This window comes from Streptomyces sp. DH37, assembly GCF_029813835.1.
Classification (GTDB): domain Bacteria; phylum Actinomycetota; class Actinomycetes; order Streptomycetales; family Streptomycetaceae; genus Streptomyces.
In genome coordinates, this window is the sequence record NZ_JARVKV010000034.1 from 46,659 (window position 1) to 62,142 (window position 15,484).

The following is a 15,484-nucleotide window of genomic DNA, read 5'->3' on the forward strand; positions in this document are numbered from 1 at the left end:
GTTGGGCCGTAGCAGACATATACGGGCCCAACAAGGAGAGCAGGGAACCCAGATGGCGGAGCTCACGATCCGGCCGGATGAGATCCGGGACGCGCTGGAGAACTTTGTCCAGTCGTACAAGCCGGACGCGGCCTCGCGCGAAGAGGTCGGGACGGTCAGCCTTGCCGGTGACGGCATTGCGAAGGTCGAGGGTCTTCCCTCGACCATGGCGAACGAGCTGCTGAAGTTCGAGGACGGCACCCTCGGCCTCGCCCTCAACCTCGAGGAGCGCGAGATCGGTGCGGTCGTCCTCGGCGAGTTCAGCGGCATCGAAGAGGGCCAGACGGTGCGCCGCACCGGCGAGGTCCTCTCCGTCGCGGTCGGCGACGGTTACCTCGGCCGTGTCGTCGACCCGCTGGGCAACCCGGTCGACGGCCTCGGCGAGATCGAGACCGAGGGCCGCCGCGCCCTCGAGCTGCAGGCCCCCACGGTCATGCAGCGCAAGTCGGTGCACGAGCCGATGGAGACGGGCTACAAGGCCGTCGACGCGATGACCCCGATCGGCCGCGGTCAGCGTCAGCTGATCATCGGCGACCGCCAGACGGGCAAGACCGCCCTGGCGATCGACACGATCATCAACCAGCGCGACAACTGGCGCTCCGGCGACCCGGGCAAGCAGGTCCGCTGCATCTACGTCGCCATCGGCCAGAAGGGCTCCACCATCGCCTCCGTGCGCGCGGCGCTGGAGGAGAACGGTGCGCTGGAGTACACCACCATCGTCGCCGCCCCGGCGTCCGACCCGGCGGGCTTCAAGTACCTGGCGCCCTACACCGGCTCGGCCATCGGCCAGCACTGGATGTACCAGGGCAAGCACGTCCTGATCATCTTCGACGACCTGTCCAAGCAGGCCGACGCCTACCGCGCCGTGTCCCTGCTGCTGCGCCGTCCGCCGGGCCGCGAGGCCTACCCGGGCGACGTCTTCTACCTGCACTCCCGGCTGCTGGAGCGCTGCGCCAAGCTCTCGGACGAGATGGGCGCCGGCTCGATGACCGGTCTGCCGGTCATCGAGACCAAGGCGAACGACGTGTCGGCGTTCATCCCGACCAACGTCATCTCCATCACCGACGGCCAGTGCTTCCTGGAGTCCGACCTGTTCAACGCGGGCCAGCGCCCGGCGCTGAACGTCGGCATCTCGGTCTCCCGCGTCGGCGGCTCGGCCCAGCACAAGGCCATGAAGCAGGTCTCCGGCCGGCTCCGCGTGGACCTCGCCCAGTTCCGCGAGCTGGAGGCGTTCGCCGCCTTCGGTTCCGACCTGGACGACGCCTCCAAGGCGGCGCTGGAGCGCGGCAAGCGCATGGTCGAGCTGCTCAAGCAGTCGCAGTACGCCCCGTACCCGACCGAGGACCAGGTCGTCTCCATCTGGGCGGGCACCACCGGCCGGATGGACGACGTCCCCGTCGAGGACATCCGCCGCTTCGAGCGCGAGCTGCTGGACCACCTGCACCGCGAGCGCAAGGACCTGATGACCGGCATCCGCGAGGGCGGCAAGATGTCCGACGACACCCTCGAGACGCTCTCGGACGTCATCGCCTCCTTCAAGAAGCAGTTCGAGACCTCGGACGGCAAGCTGCTGGGCGAGGGCTGAGCATGGGCGCGCAGGTCAGGATCTACAAGCGGCGGATCCGCTCCGTCACCGCGACCAAGAAGATCACCAAGGCGATGGAGATGATCTCCGCCTCGCGCATCGTCAAGGCACAGCGCCAGGTGGCCGCGTCGACTCCCTACGCCAGTGAGCTGACCCGGGCCGTCACCGCCGTCGCCACCGGCTCCAACACCCAGCACCCGCTCACCACCGAGGCCGAGAACCCGGTGCGGGCCGCGGTCCTGCTCGTCACGAGCGACCGCGGCCTGGCCGGCGGCTACTCGGCCAACGCCATCAAGGCCGCGGACCGGCTGACCGAGCGGCTGCGGGCGCAGGGCAAGGAGGTCGACGCCTACATCGTCGGCCGCAAGGGCGTGGCCTACTACGGCTTCCGCGACCGGAAGATCGCCCAGTCGTGGACGGGCTTCACCGACCGGCCGTCGTACGCCGACGCCAAGGCCGTGGCCGGACCGCTGATCGAGGCGGTCCAGAAGGACACGGCCGAGGGCGGCGTGGACGAGCTGCACATCGTCTTCACGGAGTTCGTGTCGATGATGACGCAGCAGCCGGTCGGCAGGCGGCTGCTGCCGCTCAGCCTCGACGAGGCCGGGAATGTCCAGGGCGCCGGCGAGGTTGAGCAGAAGGAGCGGATCCTCCCGCTGTTCGACTTCGAGCCGTCGGCGGAGGAGGTCCTCGACGCGCTGCTGCCGCGGTACGTCGAGAGCCGGATCTACAACGCCCTCCTCCAGTCCGCCGCCTCCGAGCACGCCGCCCGCCGGCGCGCGATGAAGTCGGCGACGGACAATGCCGAGGACCTCATCAAGTCGCTCACGCGGCTTGCCAACGCGGCCCGCCAGGCCGACATCACCCAGGAAATCAGCGAGATCGTCGGTGGTGCCAGCGCGCTGGCCGACGCTTCTGCGGGGAGTGACTGACAACTATGACCACCACTGTTGAGCCGACCGCTGCGGCGGGCGTGGCCACCGGCCGCGTCGCGCGGGTCATCGGCCCGGTCGTCGACGTGGAGTTCCCCGTCGACGCGATGCCGGAGATCTACAACGCGCTGACCGTCGAGGTCGCCGACCCGGCCCAGGACGGCGCGAAGAAGACGCTGACCCTCGAGGTCGCCCAGCACCTGGGCGAGGGCCTGGTCCGCGCCATCTCCATGGAGCCCACCGACGGCCTGGTCCGCCAGGCCCCGGTGACCAACACCGGCCGCGGCATCTCGGTGCCCGTCGGCGACGTCACCAAGGGCCGGGTGTTCAACACCCTGGGCCGCATCCTGAACGAGCCGGAGGCCGAGTCCGAGGTCACCGAGCGCTGGGACATCCACCGCAAGGCCCCGGCCTTCGACCAGCTCGAGTCCAAGACCGAGATGTTCGAGACCGGCCTGAAGGTCGTCGACCTGCTGACCCCGTACGTCAAGGGCGGCAAGATCGGTCTGTTCGGCGGCGCGGGCGTCGGCAAGACCGTCCTCATCCAGGAAATGATCATGCGTGTGGCCAAGCTGCACGAGGGCGTTTCCGTGTTCGCCGGCGTCGGCGAGCGCACCCGTGAGGGCAACGACCTCATCGAGGAGATGGCCGAGTCCGGCGTTCTCCCGCAGACCGCGCTGGTCTTCGGCCAGATGGACGAGCCCCCGGGCACCCGTCTGCGCGTGGCGCTGGCCGGTCTGACGATGGCGGAGTACTTCCGCGACGTCCAGAAGCAGGACGTGCTGTTCTTCATCGACAACATCTTCCGCTTCACCCAGGCCGGTTCCGAGGTCTCCACCCTGCTGGGCCGCATGCCCTCCGCGGTGGGCTACCAGCCGAACCTGGCGGACGAGATGGGCCTCCTCCAGGAGCGCATCACCTCGACCCGAGGCCACTCGATCACCTCGATGCAGGCGATCTACGTGCCCGCGGACGACCTGACCGACCCGGCCCCGGCGACGACCTTCGCCCACCTGGACGCCACCACCGTTCTGTCGCGTCCGATCTCGGAGAAGGGCATCTACCCGGCGGTGGACCCGCTGGACTCCACCTCCCGGATCCTGGACCCCCGCTACATCTCGCAGGAGCACTACCAGTGCGCCACGCGCGTCAAGGGGATCCTGCAGAAGTACAAGGACCTCCAGGACATCATCGCCATCCTCGGCATCGACGAGCTCGGCGAGGAGGACAAGCTGGTCGTCCACCGCGCCCGCCGCATCGAGCGCTTCCTGTCGCAGAACACCCACGCGGCGAAGCAGTTCACCGGCCTGGACGGTTCGGACGTTCCGCTGGACGAGTCGATCGCGGCGTTCAACGCGATCGCGGACGGCGAGTACGACCACTTCCCGGAGCAGGCGTTCTTCATGTGCGGTGGCCTGGACGACCTCAAGGCCAAGGCCAAGGAGCTGGGCGTCTCCTGACGTCCGTGCCCCACGACAGGGGGCGGGTCCGCCCGTCCCCTGTCACCGCACACCGTTATTCTGTGAAAACCCCAGTTTCGAGGAGCCACTGTGGCTGAGCTGCACGTCGAGTTGGTCGCCGCGGACCGCAAGGTCTGGTCGGGCGAGGCCAGCCTGGTCGTCGCGCGCACCTCGTCGGGTGATATCGGCGTCATGCCCGGCCACCAGCCGCTGCTCGGTGTGCTGGAGTCGGGTCCGGTGACGATCCGTACGACCGGCGAGAGCGGGGACGGCACCGTCGTCGCCGCGGTGCACGGCGGCTTCATCTCCTTCGCGGACGACAAGCTGTCGCTGCTCGCGGAGATCGCGGAGCTGTCCGAGGAGATCGATGTCCAGCGCGCCGAGCGTGCGCTGGAGCGGGCGAAGTCGGAAGCGGACGCCGCCGCCGAGCGGCGCGCCGAGATCCGGCTGCGGGCCGTGGCGGGCGCGCGCTGAGCCCGCACGCGTGTACGTAACCTCAGCCGCGGATCGCGTCGGAGCCTCGCTCCGGGGACGGTCCGCGGCTGAGGTGATGCTGGGTGCGGAACGGACGTACGGACGGACGAGGCGAGGAGGTCGGTGAAGATGGTCCTCGCTCTCGTGCTGTTCGGAGCGGTGCTGGCGCTGGTGCTGCTGGGGCTGTTCGCCTTCGGGCTGCGGCGGCGGCTGATCCAGCGGTCGGGCGGCACCTTCGACTGCAGTCTGCGGTGGAACGCGCCCGAGTCCGCCGAGGGCGCCGAGGCCGGCGGCAAGGGCTGGGTGTACGGCGTCTCCCGGTACAGCGGCGACCGCGTCGAGTGGTTCCGGGTCTTCTCCTACGCGCCCCGGCCGCGCCGGCTGCTGGAGCGCGAGGCGATCGAGGTGCTGGAGCGCCGCAGGCCCGAGGGCGAGGAGGAGCTGGCCCTCCTGTCGGACTCCCTGATCCTGGCCTGCTCGCACCGGGGCACCCGGGTGGAGCTGGCGATGAGCGAGGACGCGCTGACCGGCTTCCTCGCCTGGCTCGAGGCGGCCCCTCCGGGGCAGAGGGTGAACGTGGCCTGAGGCGGCCCGAAGCGGCCCGCGAGCGGCGCCCCGAAGCGGCCCGAGCGGCGCCCCGCCCCCTGAGGGTTGCCGGCGCCCCGGCGGAAGTCCGGGGGAGGGCGAACGCCGCCTGAGCGGCCGCCGCGGGCTCCCGGCCCCGCGCCGCGCCGGCGGAGCACGCCCGGCGCCTTCCGCCGGGACGAGGACCGTCACGGACACGGACACGGACACGGACACGGCCGCGGACCGGCGCGAACCCGGGAGCGCCCACCGCCTCGCACTCCGTCGGGGAACCGGCCCCCGCCGTGCCGTGCGGGCCGTGCCCGCACACGATCGGCGGTTCCCCTTCCCGTGGTGCGGTTCCGTGGCCCCGTCCACCGCCGGTGCCCCTCCTGAGGCGGGCCGGCGCCCGGAGGGGGTCCGGGACCGGCGCCGGGACGCCGCCGGGCGGGCCGGAAAACGGCGGGACCGGGGAGACGGCGCATGAGCCGTCTCCCCGGTCCTTTTTCCGTGGGGGGTGGTGCGTGGGACGGGTCCTACCGCCCGGGCGTCACTTGTAGAGCCCGTCGTGGATGGCGGTGATCAGCTCGCCGTTGGCGGTGTCGCCGCTGATCTCCCAGAAGAAGGCGCCGCCGAGCTTCTGCTGCTTGGCGTAGCTCATCTTCCCCTTGATGGTGGCCGGGGTGTCGTAGCTCCACCACTCGTTGCCGCAGTGCGCGTACGCGGTGCCGGCGACGGTGCCGTTGGCCGGGCAGCGGTTCTTGAGGACCTTGTAGTCCTCGATGCCCGCCTCGTGGGTGCCGGGCGCGGCGCCGGTGGCGCTGCCGCCGGGCTCCTTCTGGGTCACGCCGGTCCAGCCGCGGCCGTAGAAGCCGATGCCCAGCAGCAGCTTCTCGGCCGGGACGCCCTTGGCCTTGAGCTTCTGGATCGCGGCGTCGGAGTTGAAGGCGGGGTTCGGGATGCCGGCGTACGAGGTCAGCGGCGAGTGGGGAGCGGTGGGGCCGGTCTTGTCCCAGGCGCCGAAGTAGTCGTACGTCATCACGTTGTACCAGTCGAGGTACTGGGCGGCGCCGCCGTAGTCGGCCGAGTCGATCTTGCCGCCGCTGGAGGCGTCGGCGGTGATCGCCGCGGTGACGAGCTGCTTGCCGAACTCGGCGCGGAACGCCTGGGCCATCGTCCTCATCACGGCCGGGCCGCTGGTGTCACAGCTCAGACCGCAGGCGTTGGGGTACTCCCAGTCCAGGTCGATGCCGTCGAACAGGCCCTGCCAGCGCGGGTCGTTGACCAGCTGGTGGCAGGACTTGGCGAACGCGGCCGGGTTCTTCATGGCGTCGGGGAAGCCGCCGGACCAGGTCCAGCCGCCGAAGGACCACAGGACCTTGATGTGCGGGTACATCTTCTTCAGCTTCAGCAGCTGGTTGAAGTTGCCGCGCAGCGGCTGGTCCCAGGTGTCGGCCTTGCCGTCGACGCTCTGCTCGGCGGTGTAGGCCTTGTCGGTCGCGGCGAAGGCGTCGCCGATGGTGCACTTGCCGCCCTGGACGTTGCCGAACGAGTAGTTGATGTGGGTCAGCTTCTCGGCGGATCCGGAGGTGACGATGTCCTTCACGTGGTAGTTGCGTCCGTAGATGCCCCACTCGGTGAAGTAGCCCAGGTTGACGTACGTGCCGGGGGTGCCGCCCCCGCCGCCGTCGCCGGTGGTCTTCACGGTGACGGAACCGCTGGCCGGGCCGGTCTGGTCGGCGGTGTCCCGCGCCACCACCGAGTAGGTGTAGGTGGTGCCCGCCGTCAGGCCGGAGTCGGTGTACGTGGTGCCGGTGACGGTGGCGACCCTGGAGCCGTTGCGCAGGACGTCGTAGTTCTTGACGCCCTTGTCGTCTCTCGCGGCGCCCCAGCTCAGCTTGACCGAGGTGTCGGTGATGCCGCTCGCGGTGGGGATCCCGGGCGCGGTGGGCGGGGCGTCGACCGGACCGCCCGAGCCGTCGCAGGGACGGCCGTTGAGGGTGCAGTTGGAGGGGGCGCCGGTGCCGGTGCCGTTGAAGCCGAAGCTGATGGCGGCGCCGGGGGCCAGGGTGCCGTTCCAGCTCAGGTTCTTGGCGGTGTAGGTGTTGCCGGAGCTGGTGAGGGAGGCGTCCCACGCGGACCCGGCCTTGGTGCCGGTGGGGAAGTCCCACTTCAGCGTCCAGCCGTTGATGGTGGTGTCACCGGTGTTCTTGATCGTCCACTTGCCCTCGAAGCCGCTGCCCCAGTCGGAGGGCTTGGAGAAGGTGGCGGTCGCCGCCTCGGCGGCCTGGACCGGGGAGGCCAGGGCCACCAGGGCGCCGAGGGGCATCAGCAGTGCGGCCGCGGCCGCGAGGGCCTTGTGTCTGATGCGGTGTGCGGTGGTGTTCGTTCTCAAGAGCGCTCCTCGCACAGGGCCCGGTGCCGGACCGGACCGTTGGGGGGTCTCCTGCGCCGCTCGTGGAGAGTGCCATGTGCATGGCATGGGCGTGCAGTTGACCTGGAGCGTAGAGTGGTCTGGACCACCGGTCAATAGGTCTGTACCAAAGGAGGATTAGCCTCCGGTTACGCCCAACTCCTGGGCCAGGACCGCGGCCTGCACCCTGCTGCGCAGCTCCAGCTTGGCCAGCAGCCGGCTGACGTGCGTCTTCACCGTCGCCTCCGCCATCGCCAGCCGGTCGGCGATCTCGGCGTTGGACAGCCCCTCGCCCAGACACGCCAGCACCTCGCGCTCGCGCCGGGTGAGGACGCCGAGCACCGCGGGATCGGTCCCCCGCGCGTTCCCGGGGACGGCGGAGGAGCGGGCGAACTCCCGGATCAGCCGCCTGGTCACGGCCGGGGCGATCACGCCCTCGCCGCGCGCCACCGTCCGCACGGCCTCCACCAGCTGCGCCGCCTCGCTGTCCTTGAGCAGGAAGCCCGCCGCGCCCGCGCGCAGCGCGCCGAAGACGTACGCGTCCAGGTCGAAGGTGGTCAGCACCAGCACCTCGGCCAGCCCCTCGCCGACCACCCGCTCCGTCGCCGAGACCCCGTCCAGACGCGGCATCCGCACGTCCATCAGCACCAGGTCCGGCCGCAGCTCGCGGGCCAGCCGCACCGCCTCCTCGCCGTCGGCCGCCTCCCCGACGACCTCGACGCCCGCCGCGCCGCGCAGGATCAGCACGAGCCCGGCGCGCACGGCCGACTGGTCCTCCGCCACGAGCACCCGGATGGTCACGCTCCGCCCCTTCCCCTCGTCCCGTGCCCGCCGTGTCCACTGCCGTGTCCACTGCCGTGTCCGCCGCCGTGCCCGCCGCTTCCGTCAGCCTCCCCGGCGGGCAGCACCGCCCGCACCTCCCACAGCGCGCGGCCGTCGGCGGCGGTGACCGGGCCCGCCGAGAAGGCGCCGCCCAGCAGTTCGACGCGCTCGCGCATGCCGACCAGTCCGGCCCCCGAGCCGGGGGCGCGCGGGCCGGGCCGCCGGCCGTACGGGCTGGTGACGGCGACGGTCAGCGGGCCCGCGCCGCCTCCGTCCCCGCCGGGCGCGGCCAGGGTGACGGTCACCTCGCCGGGGGAGGCGTGCTTGAGCGCGTTGGTCAGCGACTCCTGGACGATGCGGTAGGCCGCCAGCTCCACGGGTGCGGGCAGGGGGCGGCCGGGGCGCTCGTCGCGGAGGGCGAAGACGAGGCCCCCGGCCGCGCCGTGCGCGCGGGCGTGGGCCAGCAGGGCGTCGAGGGCGTCCAGGGTCGGCGCGGCGGACACCTCCTCGTCACCGCCCGAAGTCCGCAGCAGACCGATCAGACGGCGCATTTCGGCCAAACCCTGGACGCTGTTCTCACGGATCACCGCCAGCGCCCGCCTGGTGGCGGCGTGGTCGTCGAGCGACTGCGCGGCGGTGGCGTGGATGGCGATGGCGGACAGGTGGTTGGCCACGACGTCGTGCAGCTCGCGGGCCATCCGGGAGCGCTCGGCGGTCACGGCCTGGACGCGGTCCATCTCCGCCAGCAGCGCGGTCTGCTCGGCGCGCAGCCGCTCGGCGGCGGCGGCGTTGCGGTGGTCGCGGACGATGACGGCGGTCCACGCCGGACCGACCGTGACCAGCCCGCAGACGAACCCCGCCAGCAGCGCCTCGGGGCCGCGGACGGCGGCCAGGGTGCCCACGGTCACGGCGACGGTCAGCGCGGCGCTCGCGGGCAGCACCGCCCGCGACAGCCTCGGCCCGCCGTAGAGCACGGCCGCGTAGACCACGTCGGTGAACATCACGATCGTCGCCAGCAGCGACCGGGTGACCAGGTCGCCGACCAGCGCGACCGCCCCGAGCGCCAGCGCGGCCGAGGGGGCGGTGCGGCGCAGCGCCTCCGCCAGGCCCATCACCGCCAGCGGCAGCAGCACCCAGTCCCCGCCCAGCGGGGCGTGCGGGTTGCTGAACAGCCCCAGCGCCCACAGCGCCGCCCCGCCCACCAGCCCGGCGGCGGCGATCAGCAGGTCGTCGCGGTGCGGGCGCGGGAACGGCGGGCGGAAGGTGCTCACCCCACCATCAAACACGGCCGCCCCGGCCGCCGGCCTCCGCACCGGGGCCGGTACGGGGACGGGCGCGGTACATCGAAGGATGCAGTCGCGGATCGTCGCGGCAGACGACGCGCCGGGGCCGGGAGGCGGCCAGGCTGGAGGCGGAGAGGAAAGGGGAGTGGTCCAGCCGTGGTCGTCACGCTGATCATCGTCTGCGAGGTGGGCTTCTGGGTGCTGCTGGCGGCGGGACTGAGCCTGCGGTACCTGGCGCGGAGGCCGCGGCTGGGAGCGGCGGTGCTGCTGTGCGAGCCGCTGCTGGAACTGGTGCTGCTGGCCGTCACCGCGATCGATCTGCGCGGCGGCGCCGAGGGGGACTGGAAGCACGGGCTGGCGGCGGTCTACATCGGCTTCACGGTGGCGTACGGCCACTACGTGATCAAGTGGGCCGACGGCCACTTCGCCCACCGCTTCGCGGGCGGGCCGCCGCCGGTGAGGCCCCCGAAGTACGGGACGGCCCGCGCCGTCCACGAGTGGAGGATGTGCGCCCGCTCGATGCTCGCCGCGGTGATCGCCATGGCGCTGCTCCAGGCCGCGGTCTGGTACGTCGACGACGCCGGGCGGAGCCGGTCGCTGGTGGAGTGGCAGGGCAGGATGCTCCTCGTCGCCGGCGTCAGCGTGCTCATCGCGCTCGGCTACACGATCTGGCCGAAGAAGCCGGGGAGGGGGCCCGGGGACCCCGCGGCCCCCGGGTCCGCCGTGCGGGAGACCGCCGGGCGCTGACGCGGCCGGCGGATCCCGGAACCGGAAGACCGTGCGCGGCCCGCGGACCGGCCGCCGCGCCTCCCCGGGGACCCCGCCCGGTCCGCGCCGGCGGCCCGGCGCGGCGTCAGCGGTTCTCGCCGGGGACCCAGAGGACGTCGCCCCTCTCCTTGTTGGCGGACCTGGCCAGGATGAACAGCAGGTCCGACAGCCGGTTGAGGTAGGTGGCCGTCAGGCGGTTCATGATCCCGCCGTGCTCCTCGAGCGCCGCCCACGTCGAGCGCTCGGCGCGGCGGACGACCGTGCACGCCTGGTGGAGCAGGGCGGCGCCGGGGGTGCCGCCCGGCAGGATGAAGCTGCGCAGCTTCTCCAGATCGGCCAGGAAGCGGTCGCAGTCCGCCTCCAGCCTGTCGATGTAGCCCTGCTCCACCCGCAGCGGCGGGTACTCGGGGTTCTCCACCACCGGTGTCGCCAGGTCCGCGCCCACGTCGAACAGGTCGTTCTGCACCCGGACCAGGACCTCCGTGATCTCCTCGGGCAGGCCGCCGAGCGCGATGGCCACCCCGATCGCGGCGTTGGCCTCGTTGGCGTCGGCGTAGGCCGCGATGCGGGAGTCGGTCTTGGCGGTACGGCTCATGTCACCGAGGGCGGTGGTGCCGTCGTCGCCGGTGCGGGTGTAGATGCGCGTCAGGTTGACCATGGGCCGAGCCTAGCCACGCCCCGGCCGCGCGGAAGGGATGTGTGCCCACCGTCACGGCGGCGGCGCCGCGCGGTACGGCCGCACCGGGTCCGCACCGGGTCCGCACCGAGGCCGCACCGAGGCCGCACCGAGGCCGTGCCGGGTCCGCCGCCCCGGAGCCGCGCACCGCGCGGGGGCGCCCAACTGCGCGCGGCGGTCCGCCGGATGGGCCCTGTCGGTGTGATGTCCGCCATGTGAGACGTGACGCGCATCTCTTACCCGCCCACCGCGCGCTCACGGGCGCTAAGGTCCGCCTGAGAGTCGCACCGCAAAGCCGCAGAGGGGACGTACACGTGGCCAAGAAGCTTGCCGTCATCGGCGCCGGACTCATGGGATCGGGCATCGCCCAGGTCTCCGCCCAGGCGGGCTGGGACGTGGTGCTGCGCGACATCACCGACGAGGCGCTGCGGCGCGGCACGGACGGCATCCGGGCCTCGTACGACAAGTTCGTCGCGAAGGGGAAGCTGTCGGCCGAGGAGGCCGGGGCCGCGCTCGACCGCATCACCACCACCACCGACCTCGACGCCGCCTCCGACGCCGACATCGTGGTCGAGGCCGTCTTCGAGCGGATCGACGTCAAGCGGGAGATCTTCCGCACGCTCGACGGCCTGGTGAAGGACGAGGCGGTGCTCGCCTCCAACACCTCCGCCATCCCGATCACCAAGATCGCGGCGGCGACGGAGCGCCCCGAGCGGGTCGTGGGCACCCACTTCTTCTCGCCCGTGCCGATGATGCAGCTGTGCGAGCTGGTGCGCGGTCACAAGACCAGCGACGAAACCCTCGCCGCCGCCCGGGAGTTCGCCGAGGGCGTCGGCAAGACCTGTATCGTCGTCAACCGCGACGTCGCGGGCTTCGTCACCACCCGGCTGATCTCGGCCCTGGTGGTGGAGGCCGCCAAGCTCCACGAGTCGGGCGTCGCGACCGCCGAGGACATCGACACCGCCTGCAGGTTGGGCTTCGGGCACGCCATGGGCCCGCTGGCCACCGCGGACCTCACCGGCGTCGACATCCTGCTGCACGCCACCGAGAACATCTACACCGAGTCGCAGGACGAGAAGTTCGCCCCGCCGGAGCTGATGCGGCGCATGGTGGACGCCGGCGACATCGGCCGCAAGAGCGGTCGGGGCTTCTACCGGTACTGAGCGGACCCGTACGGCACACAACGGGTCGCCCCTACGGGTGAATTCGGTACCGGTTCGAGTATGGACGGCAACTCAACTGCCGAACCGGCAGTCAGTTGTGGTGAGACATGGGCACACAACAGTCACGGACGGACCACTTCTTCCGGGGGAGCGGATATGCACATCAGGGGCGACCACGCTGAACTGGTCGTCGGAGGTCGCCTCGACGTCCGCAGCGCGGCGGACGCCCGTTCGGTCCTGCACACCGCGGTCGACTCCGGGGAGGGCGATCTCGTGCTGGACCTCGCCGAGCTGGACTCGTGGGACGCGACCGGCCTCGGCGTGATCATGGGCGCGCACCGGCGGGCGGGCCGGTGCGGGCGCCGCCTCGTCCTGCGGGACGTACCGCCCCAGATGCAGCGCCTGCTGGTGGCCACCCGCCTGCACCGCATCCTGGCCATCGAGGGCGGCGGCCTCCCCGAGGGCGGGACCCTGACCAAGCCATAACTATTCCGGCAGGGGTCCCGCCCGGGCTTGCCCGGACTCCCGGACCAGGGACTAGGGTTCATGAACCCGCCGCCTACACTGCGCTGCGGACGGCCACCGGACCACGAGCGAAGGCGAGCGTACGGTCGGCCCGGAGAGCTGAGCTTCGAGTACGCACCGCATCTGGGGGCACCCACGATGGACCCGAACCACACGGGATCCGAGGAACAGGACAGCGGGGCCATCACCCGCGCGATCCCGCTCATAGCGGGTGAGTACCTGCTGACCGTCAATCCCGTCGACGGCAGCGAGATCGAGCCCTGCCCGCCCGGCAAGCGCCCCGGCACGCCCCGGCGGCGCACCGCGGAGTCCCGCGCCGAGCGGGAGCGCGCCGCCGTGGCCCCGCTCCCGACGGGGATCTCCCTGCCCGACCTGCCGCTGCTGGAGCGCACGGCGGAACGCGAGCACCTCCTCCGGCTGCTCAGGCGCGGTCGTTCGGTCCGCCTCACCGGGGCCCCCGGCTCCGGGCGCAGCTCCCTGCTGGCCGCCGTCGCCGCCGAGTGCGCCGACCTGGCGCCGGACGGTGTCATCCGGCTCAGCGGCTGCCAGCGTACGCCCGGCGACCTGCTGTACGAGCTGTTCGCCGCCGTCCACGACGCCCCCCGGCACCGCCCCGACCGCGCCGGGCTGGAGGCGGCGGTGCGCGGCGTGGGCGCGGTCGTCCTGCTGGACGACATCGAGTTCGGCGGCCGGGCGCTCGACTCCCTCCTCGACGCCACGCCCGAGTGCGCCTTCCTGATCACGGCCACGCCCGACACCCCCGCGCCCTCCGCCGACGCGCCGCTGGAGGAGGTCTCCCTCTCCGGCATCAGCCGCGCCGCCTGCCGCGACCTGATGGAGCGCATCGTCCGCCGCCCCCTGACCGAGGACGAGGCGCAGTGGGTGGCGGACCTGTGGTTCGAGTCCGAGGGGCTGCCGCTGCGCTTCGTCCAGGCCGGCGCGCTGCTGCGGCAGCGTGACGCGGAGGCGGAGGACTCCGGGCGGACCGCGGCCGGCGGTGGTGACGGCGACGGCGGTGCCGGGAGCGCCGGGGAGACGGCGGAGGCCGGGCGGGCGGGCGCCTCGCTGCCGACGCTCGCCGAGGGCGCGGCCCCCGCGGCGCTGCTGGCCGCCCGGCTGTCCGAACCCACCCGCGAGGTGCTGCGCTTCGCCGTCGCGCTCGGCGGTGTGCTGCCGCACCCGGCCCATCTGCCCGCGCTGGTGGACGACGCCGACGCCGACGCCTCCCTGGGCGAACTCCTCGCCTGCGGCCTGGTCACCACCGCCGGGACGCACTACCGGCTCGCCCCGGACGTGGCCGGGCAGCTCGCCGCCGCCGGATACGCCGACGGCGCCGACGACCGCGCCCGCGCCGCCGCCCGGCACTACGCCTGGTGGACCGGCCACCCCTCGGTCACCCCGGAGCGGGTGGCGCAGGAGGCCGAGGCGGTGCTCGCGGCCGTCCAGGGCGCCCAGCGCGGCGGCCACGCGAGCGCGGCCGTGCTGCTGGCCCGCACCGCCGCGCCCATCCTGGCGGCGTCGCTGTACTGGAGCGCCTGGGAGCGGATGCTGCGCGGCGGCCAGGAGGCGGCGCGTACGGCGGGCGAGGTGGCCGAGGAGGCGTACTTCCACCACGATCTGGGCGTGCTGGCCCTGTGCGCCGGTCATCTGGACCGCGCCCGCGCCGAACTCGAGGCGTCCATCGGACTGCGCGGGGTGCTCGCGGACCGCCGGGGCACGGTCGCCGGACGGCGTGCGCTGGCCCTGGTCGAGGACCGCTCCGCGCTGGAGGCCGGGGACGGGCCCGGGGGAGCCCCGGAGAGCGGGAAGGCCCCCGGGGGGCTGCTCCCGGCCGTCGCCGTGCCGCCCGCGTCCCCCGCGCCCGTACCGCCCGCGGCGTCCGTGCCGCCCGCGGCGCCGGCCCCGCCCGGGCCGCAGACCACCGGAAGCACGCCGACGCTCGGCAAGCTGCCCCCCGCTCTGGCGGTCCCGCCGGTGACGGTGGGCAGCGCGTTCGACGAGACGTCCGGCAGCGAGGCGCTGACCCGGCCCACCCCGTTCGTCCGGACCGCGTACGGCGAGGGCGGCCCGGCCGCCGGCCGCCGCGACACCCGCGGGCTCGCGCTCCTGGGGGCCCGGCGCAACATCTTCGCGGCGGGCGCGGGCGCGCTGCTGGCCGCCCTCGTCGGCACGGTCGTCACGATCGGCATGACCTCGGGCGGCGAGGAGCCCACCGGCAGCGTCAACCCGGCGGTCACCTCCCGGGAGGACGACGGCATCACCGTCGAGGAGCCCCCGCCGAGCCCCAGCGGCGAGCGCGAGGAGAAGCCGGGGGCGAGCAGCTCGCCGACCGCACCGGGCACCCCGTCGGCCGACGGGACGAGTCCGGCCGCGCCGGGAGGGGCGTCCACGTCGTCCGGGGAGACCGAGGAGGTCGAGGAGACGGCCGGCACGTCCACCGGGAGCACGCGGCAGCCGACCAGGACGACCACCGGACCGGGCACTCCGACGGACACGAGGAAGCCGGACGGCGGGACGACGGAACCGGAGGAGACCCCCGGTGAGTCGTCCACGCAACCGGAGGACCCCCCCAGCGAGTCGGAGGAACCGACCGGCGATCCGGGTGACACCGGTGGTGAGACGCCGAACGGCGGGACCGCCAGCGCCAGTGAGCCCGTGCCGAGCAGCGTCGCCCCCGTCGCCGGCTCCGAGCCCGGGCCCCAAGCCTCCGGGGAGAGCCCGGTCATCTGACCCCGCGCACGACGCCCCCGGCCGGAACCGCGCTGGACGCGGTTCCGGCC

General features: G+C 73.0%; 13 protein-coding genes. 9 read left to right on the plus strand and 4 right to left on the minus strand.

Annotated elements, in window-relative coordinates; all coding sequences use genetic code 11:
• Positions 1-52 precede the first annotated feature (52 nt).
• The 5 genes from atpA to QC029_RS18135 all read left to right on the plus strand — a co-directional run bounded on the left by atpA (position 53) and on the right by QC029_RS18135 (position 5,075).
• Positions 53-1,624 carry a F0F1 ATP synthase subunit alpha gene (atpA, locus tag QC029_RS18115; RefSeq protein ID WP_279556730.1) on the plus strand — a complete coding sequence of 524 codons (1,572 nt, stop codon included), beginning with the start codon at positions 53-55 and terminating at the stop codon, positions 1,622-1,624.
• A gap of 2 nt (positions 1,625-1,626) precedes the next feature.
• Positions 1,627-2,556: a F0F1 ATP synthase subunit gamma gene (locus tag QC029_RS18120; protein ID WP_279556731.1), complete on the plus strand. Its 930-nt coding sequence runs from the start codon at positions 1,627-1,629 to the stop codon at positions 2,554-2,556.
• A 5-nt stretch (positions 2,557-2,561) separates the two neighbouring features.
• Positions 2,562-4,016: a F0F1 ATP synthase subunit beta gene (gene atpD / locus QC029_RS18125; RefSeq protein WP_279556732.1), complete on the plus strand. Its 1,455-nt coding sequence runs from the start codon at positions 2,562-2,564 to the stop codon at positions 4,014-4,016.
• Positions 4,017-4,106: 90 nt separating this feature from the next.
• On the plus strand, positions 4,107-4,490 hold the full coding sequence (locus QC029_RS18130; protein ID WP_279556733.1) for a F0F1 ATP synthase subunit epsilon: 384 nt from the start codon (positions 4,107-4,109) through the stop codon (positions 4,488-4,490).
• Between the two features lie 129 nt (positions 4,491-4,619).
• Positions 4,620-5,075 (plus strand): DUF2550 domain-containing protein, encoded by a 456-nt coding sequence (locus tag QC029_RS18135; protein ID WP_279556734.1) that lies wholly within the window; start codon positions 4,620-4,622, stop codon positions 5,073-5,075.
• A gap of 529 nt (positions 5,076-5,604) precedes the next feature.
• Here QC029_RS18135 and QC029_RS18140 read toward each other — a convergent pair.
• The 3 genes from QC029_RS18140 to QC029_RS18150 all read right to left on the minus strand — a co-directional run bounded on the left by QC029_RS18140 (position 5,605) and on the right by QC029_RS18150 (position 9,560).
• Positions 5,605-7,383, minus strand: a complete 1,779-nt coding sequence (locus QC029_RS18140) for a glycoside hydrolase family 18 chitinase (protein WP_279556745.1) — start codon at positions 7,381-7,383, stop codon at positions 5,605-5,607.
• A gap of 222 nt (positions 7,384-7,605) precedes the next feature.
• On the minus strand, positions 7,606-8,268 hold the full coding sequence (locus QC029_RS18145; RefSeq protein ID WP_279556735.1) for a response regulator transcription factor: 663 nt from the start codon (positions 8,266-8,268) through the stop codon (positions 7,606-7,608).
• Positions 8,265-9,560, minus strand: a complete 1,296-nt coding sequence (locus tag QC029_RS18150; RefSeq protein WP_279556736.1) for a sensor histidine kinase — start codon at positions 9,558-9,560, stop codon at positions 8,265-8,267. The genes QC029_RS18145 and QC029_RS18150 overlap by 4 nt, the downstream gene beginning before the upstream one ends.
• A 168-nt stretch (positions 9,561-9,728) precedes the next feature.
• Here QC029_RS18150 and QC029_RS18155 point away from each other — a divergent pair, with 168 nt between their 5' ends.
• A complete protein-coding gene (locus QC029_RS18155) occupies positions 9,729-10,319 on the plus strand; it encodes a hypothetical protein (RefSeq protein ID WP_279556737.1) in 591 nt (196 codons plus the stop codon).
• 106 nt (positions 10,320-10,425) lie between these two features.
• Here the strand turns inward: QC029_RS18155 and QC029_RS18160 are convergent, their stop codons facing one another.
• Positions 10,426-10,998, minus strand: a complete 573-nt coding sequence (locus QC029_RS18160; RefSeq protein ID WP_279556738.1) for a cob(I)yrinic acid a,c-diamide adenosyltransferase — start codon at positions 10,996-10,998, stop codon at positions 10,426-10,428.
• A 332-nt stretch (positions 10,999-11,330) separates the two neighbouring features.
• Between QC029_RS18160 and QC029_RS18165 the strand changes: the two genes are divergently transcribed.
• From QC029_RS18165 to QC029_RS18175, 3 genes are all read left to right on the plus strand, one after another.
• Positions 11,331-12,179 carry a 3-hydroxyacyl-CoA dehydrogenase family protein gene (locus QC029_RS18165; RefSeq protein ID WP_279556739.1) on the plus strand — a complete coding sequence of 283 codons (849 nt, stop codon included), beginning with the start codon at positions 11,331-11,333 and terminating at the stop codon, positions 12,177-12,179.
• A gap of 156 nt (positions 12,180-12,335) precedes the next feature.
• Positions 12,336-12,665, plus strand: coding sequence for an STAS domain-containing protein (locus QC029_RS18170; RefSeq protein WP_279556740.1), 330 nt, complete (start codon positions 12,336-12,338; stop codon positions 12,663-12,665).
• Between the two features lie 177 nt (positions 12,666-12,842).
• On the plus strand, positions 12,843-15,434 hold the full coding sequence (locus QC029_RS18175) for an ATP-binding protein (protein WP_279556741.1): 2,592 nt from the start codon (positions 12,843-12,845) through the stop codon (positions 15,432-15,434).
• Positions 15,435-15,484: the final 50 nt, after the last annotated feature.

Coding starts and splice junctions, on each gene's coding strand:
- atpA (WP_279556730.1), top strand. CDS start 53: ATGGCGGAGCTCACGATCCGGCCGGATGAGATCCGGGACGCGCTGGAG.
- QC029_RS18120 (WP_279556731.1), top strand. CDS start 1,627: ATGGGCGCGCAGGTCAGGATCTACAAGCGGCGGATCCGCTCCGTCACC.
- atpD (WP_279556732.1), top strand. CDS start 2,562: ATGACCACCACTGTTGAGCCGACCGCTGCGGCGGGCGTGGCCACCGGC.
- QC029_RS18135 (WP_279556734.1), top strand. CDS start 4,620: ATGGTCCTCGCTCTCGTGCTGTTCGGAGCGGTGCTGGCGCTGGTGCTG.
- QC029_RS18140 (WP_279556745.1), bottom strand. CDS start 7,383: ATGCCCCTCGGCGCCCTGGTGGCCCTGGCCTCCCCGGTCCAGGCCGCC.
- QC029_RS18160 (WP_279556738.1), bottom strand. CDS start 10,998: ATGGTCAACCTGACGCGCATCTACACCCGCACCGGCGACGACGGCACC.
- QC029_RS18170 (WP_279556740.1), top strand. CDS start 12,336: ATGCACATCAGGGGCGACCACGCTGAACTGGTCGTCGGAGGTCGCCTC.
- QC029_RS18175 (WP_279556741.1), top strand. CDS start 12,843: ATGGACCCGAACCACACGGGATCCGAGGAACAGGACAGCGGGGCCATC.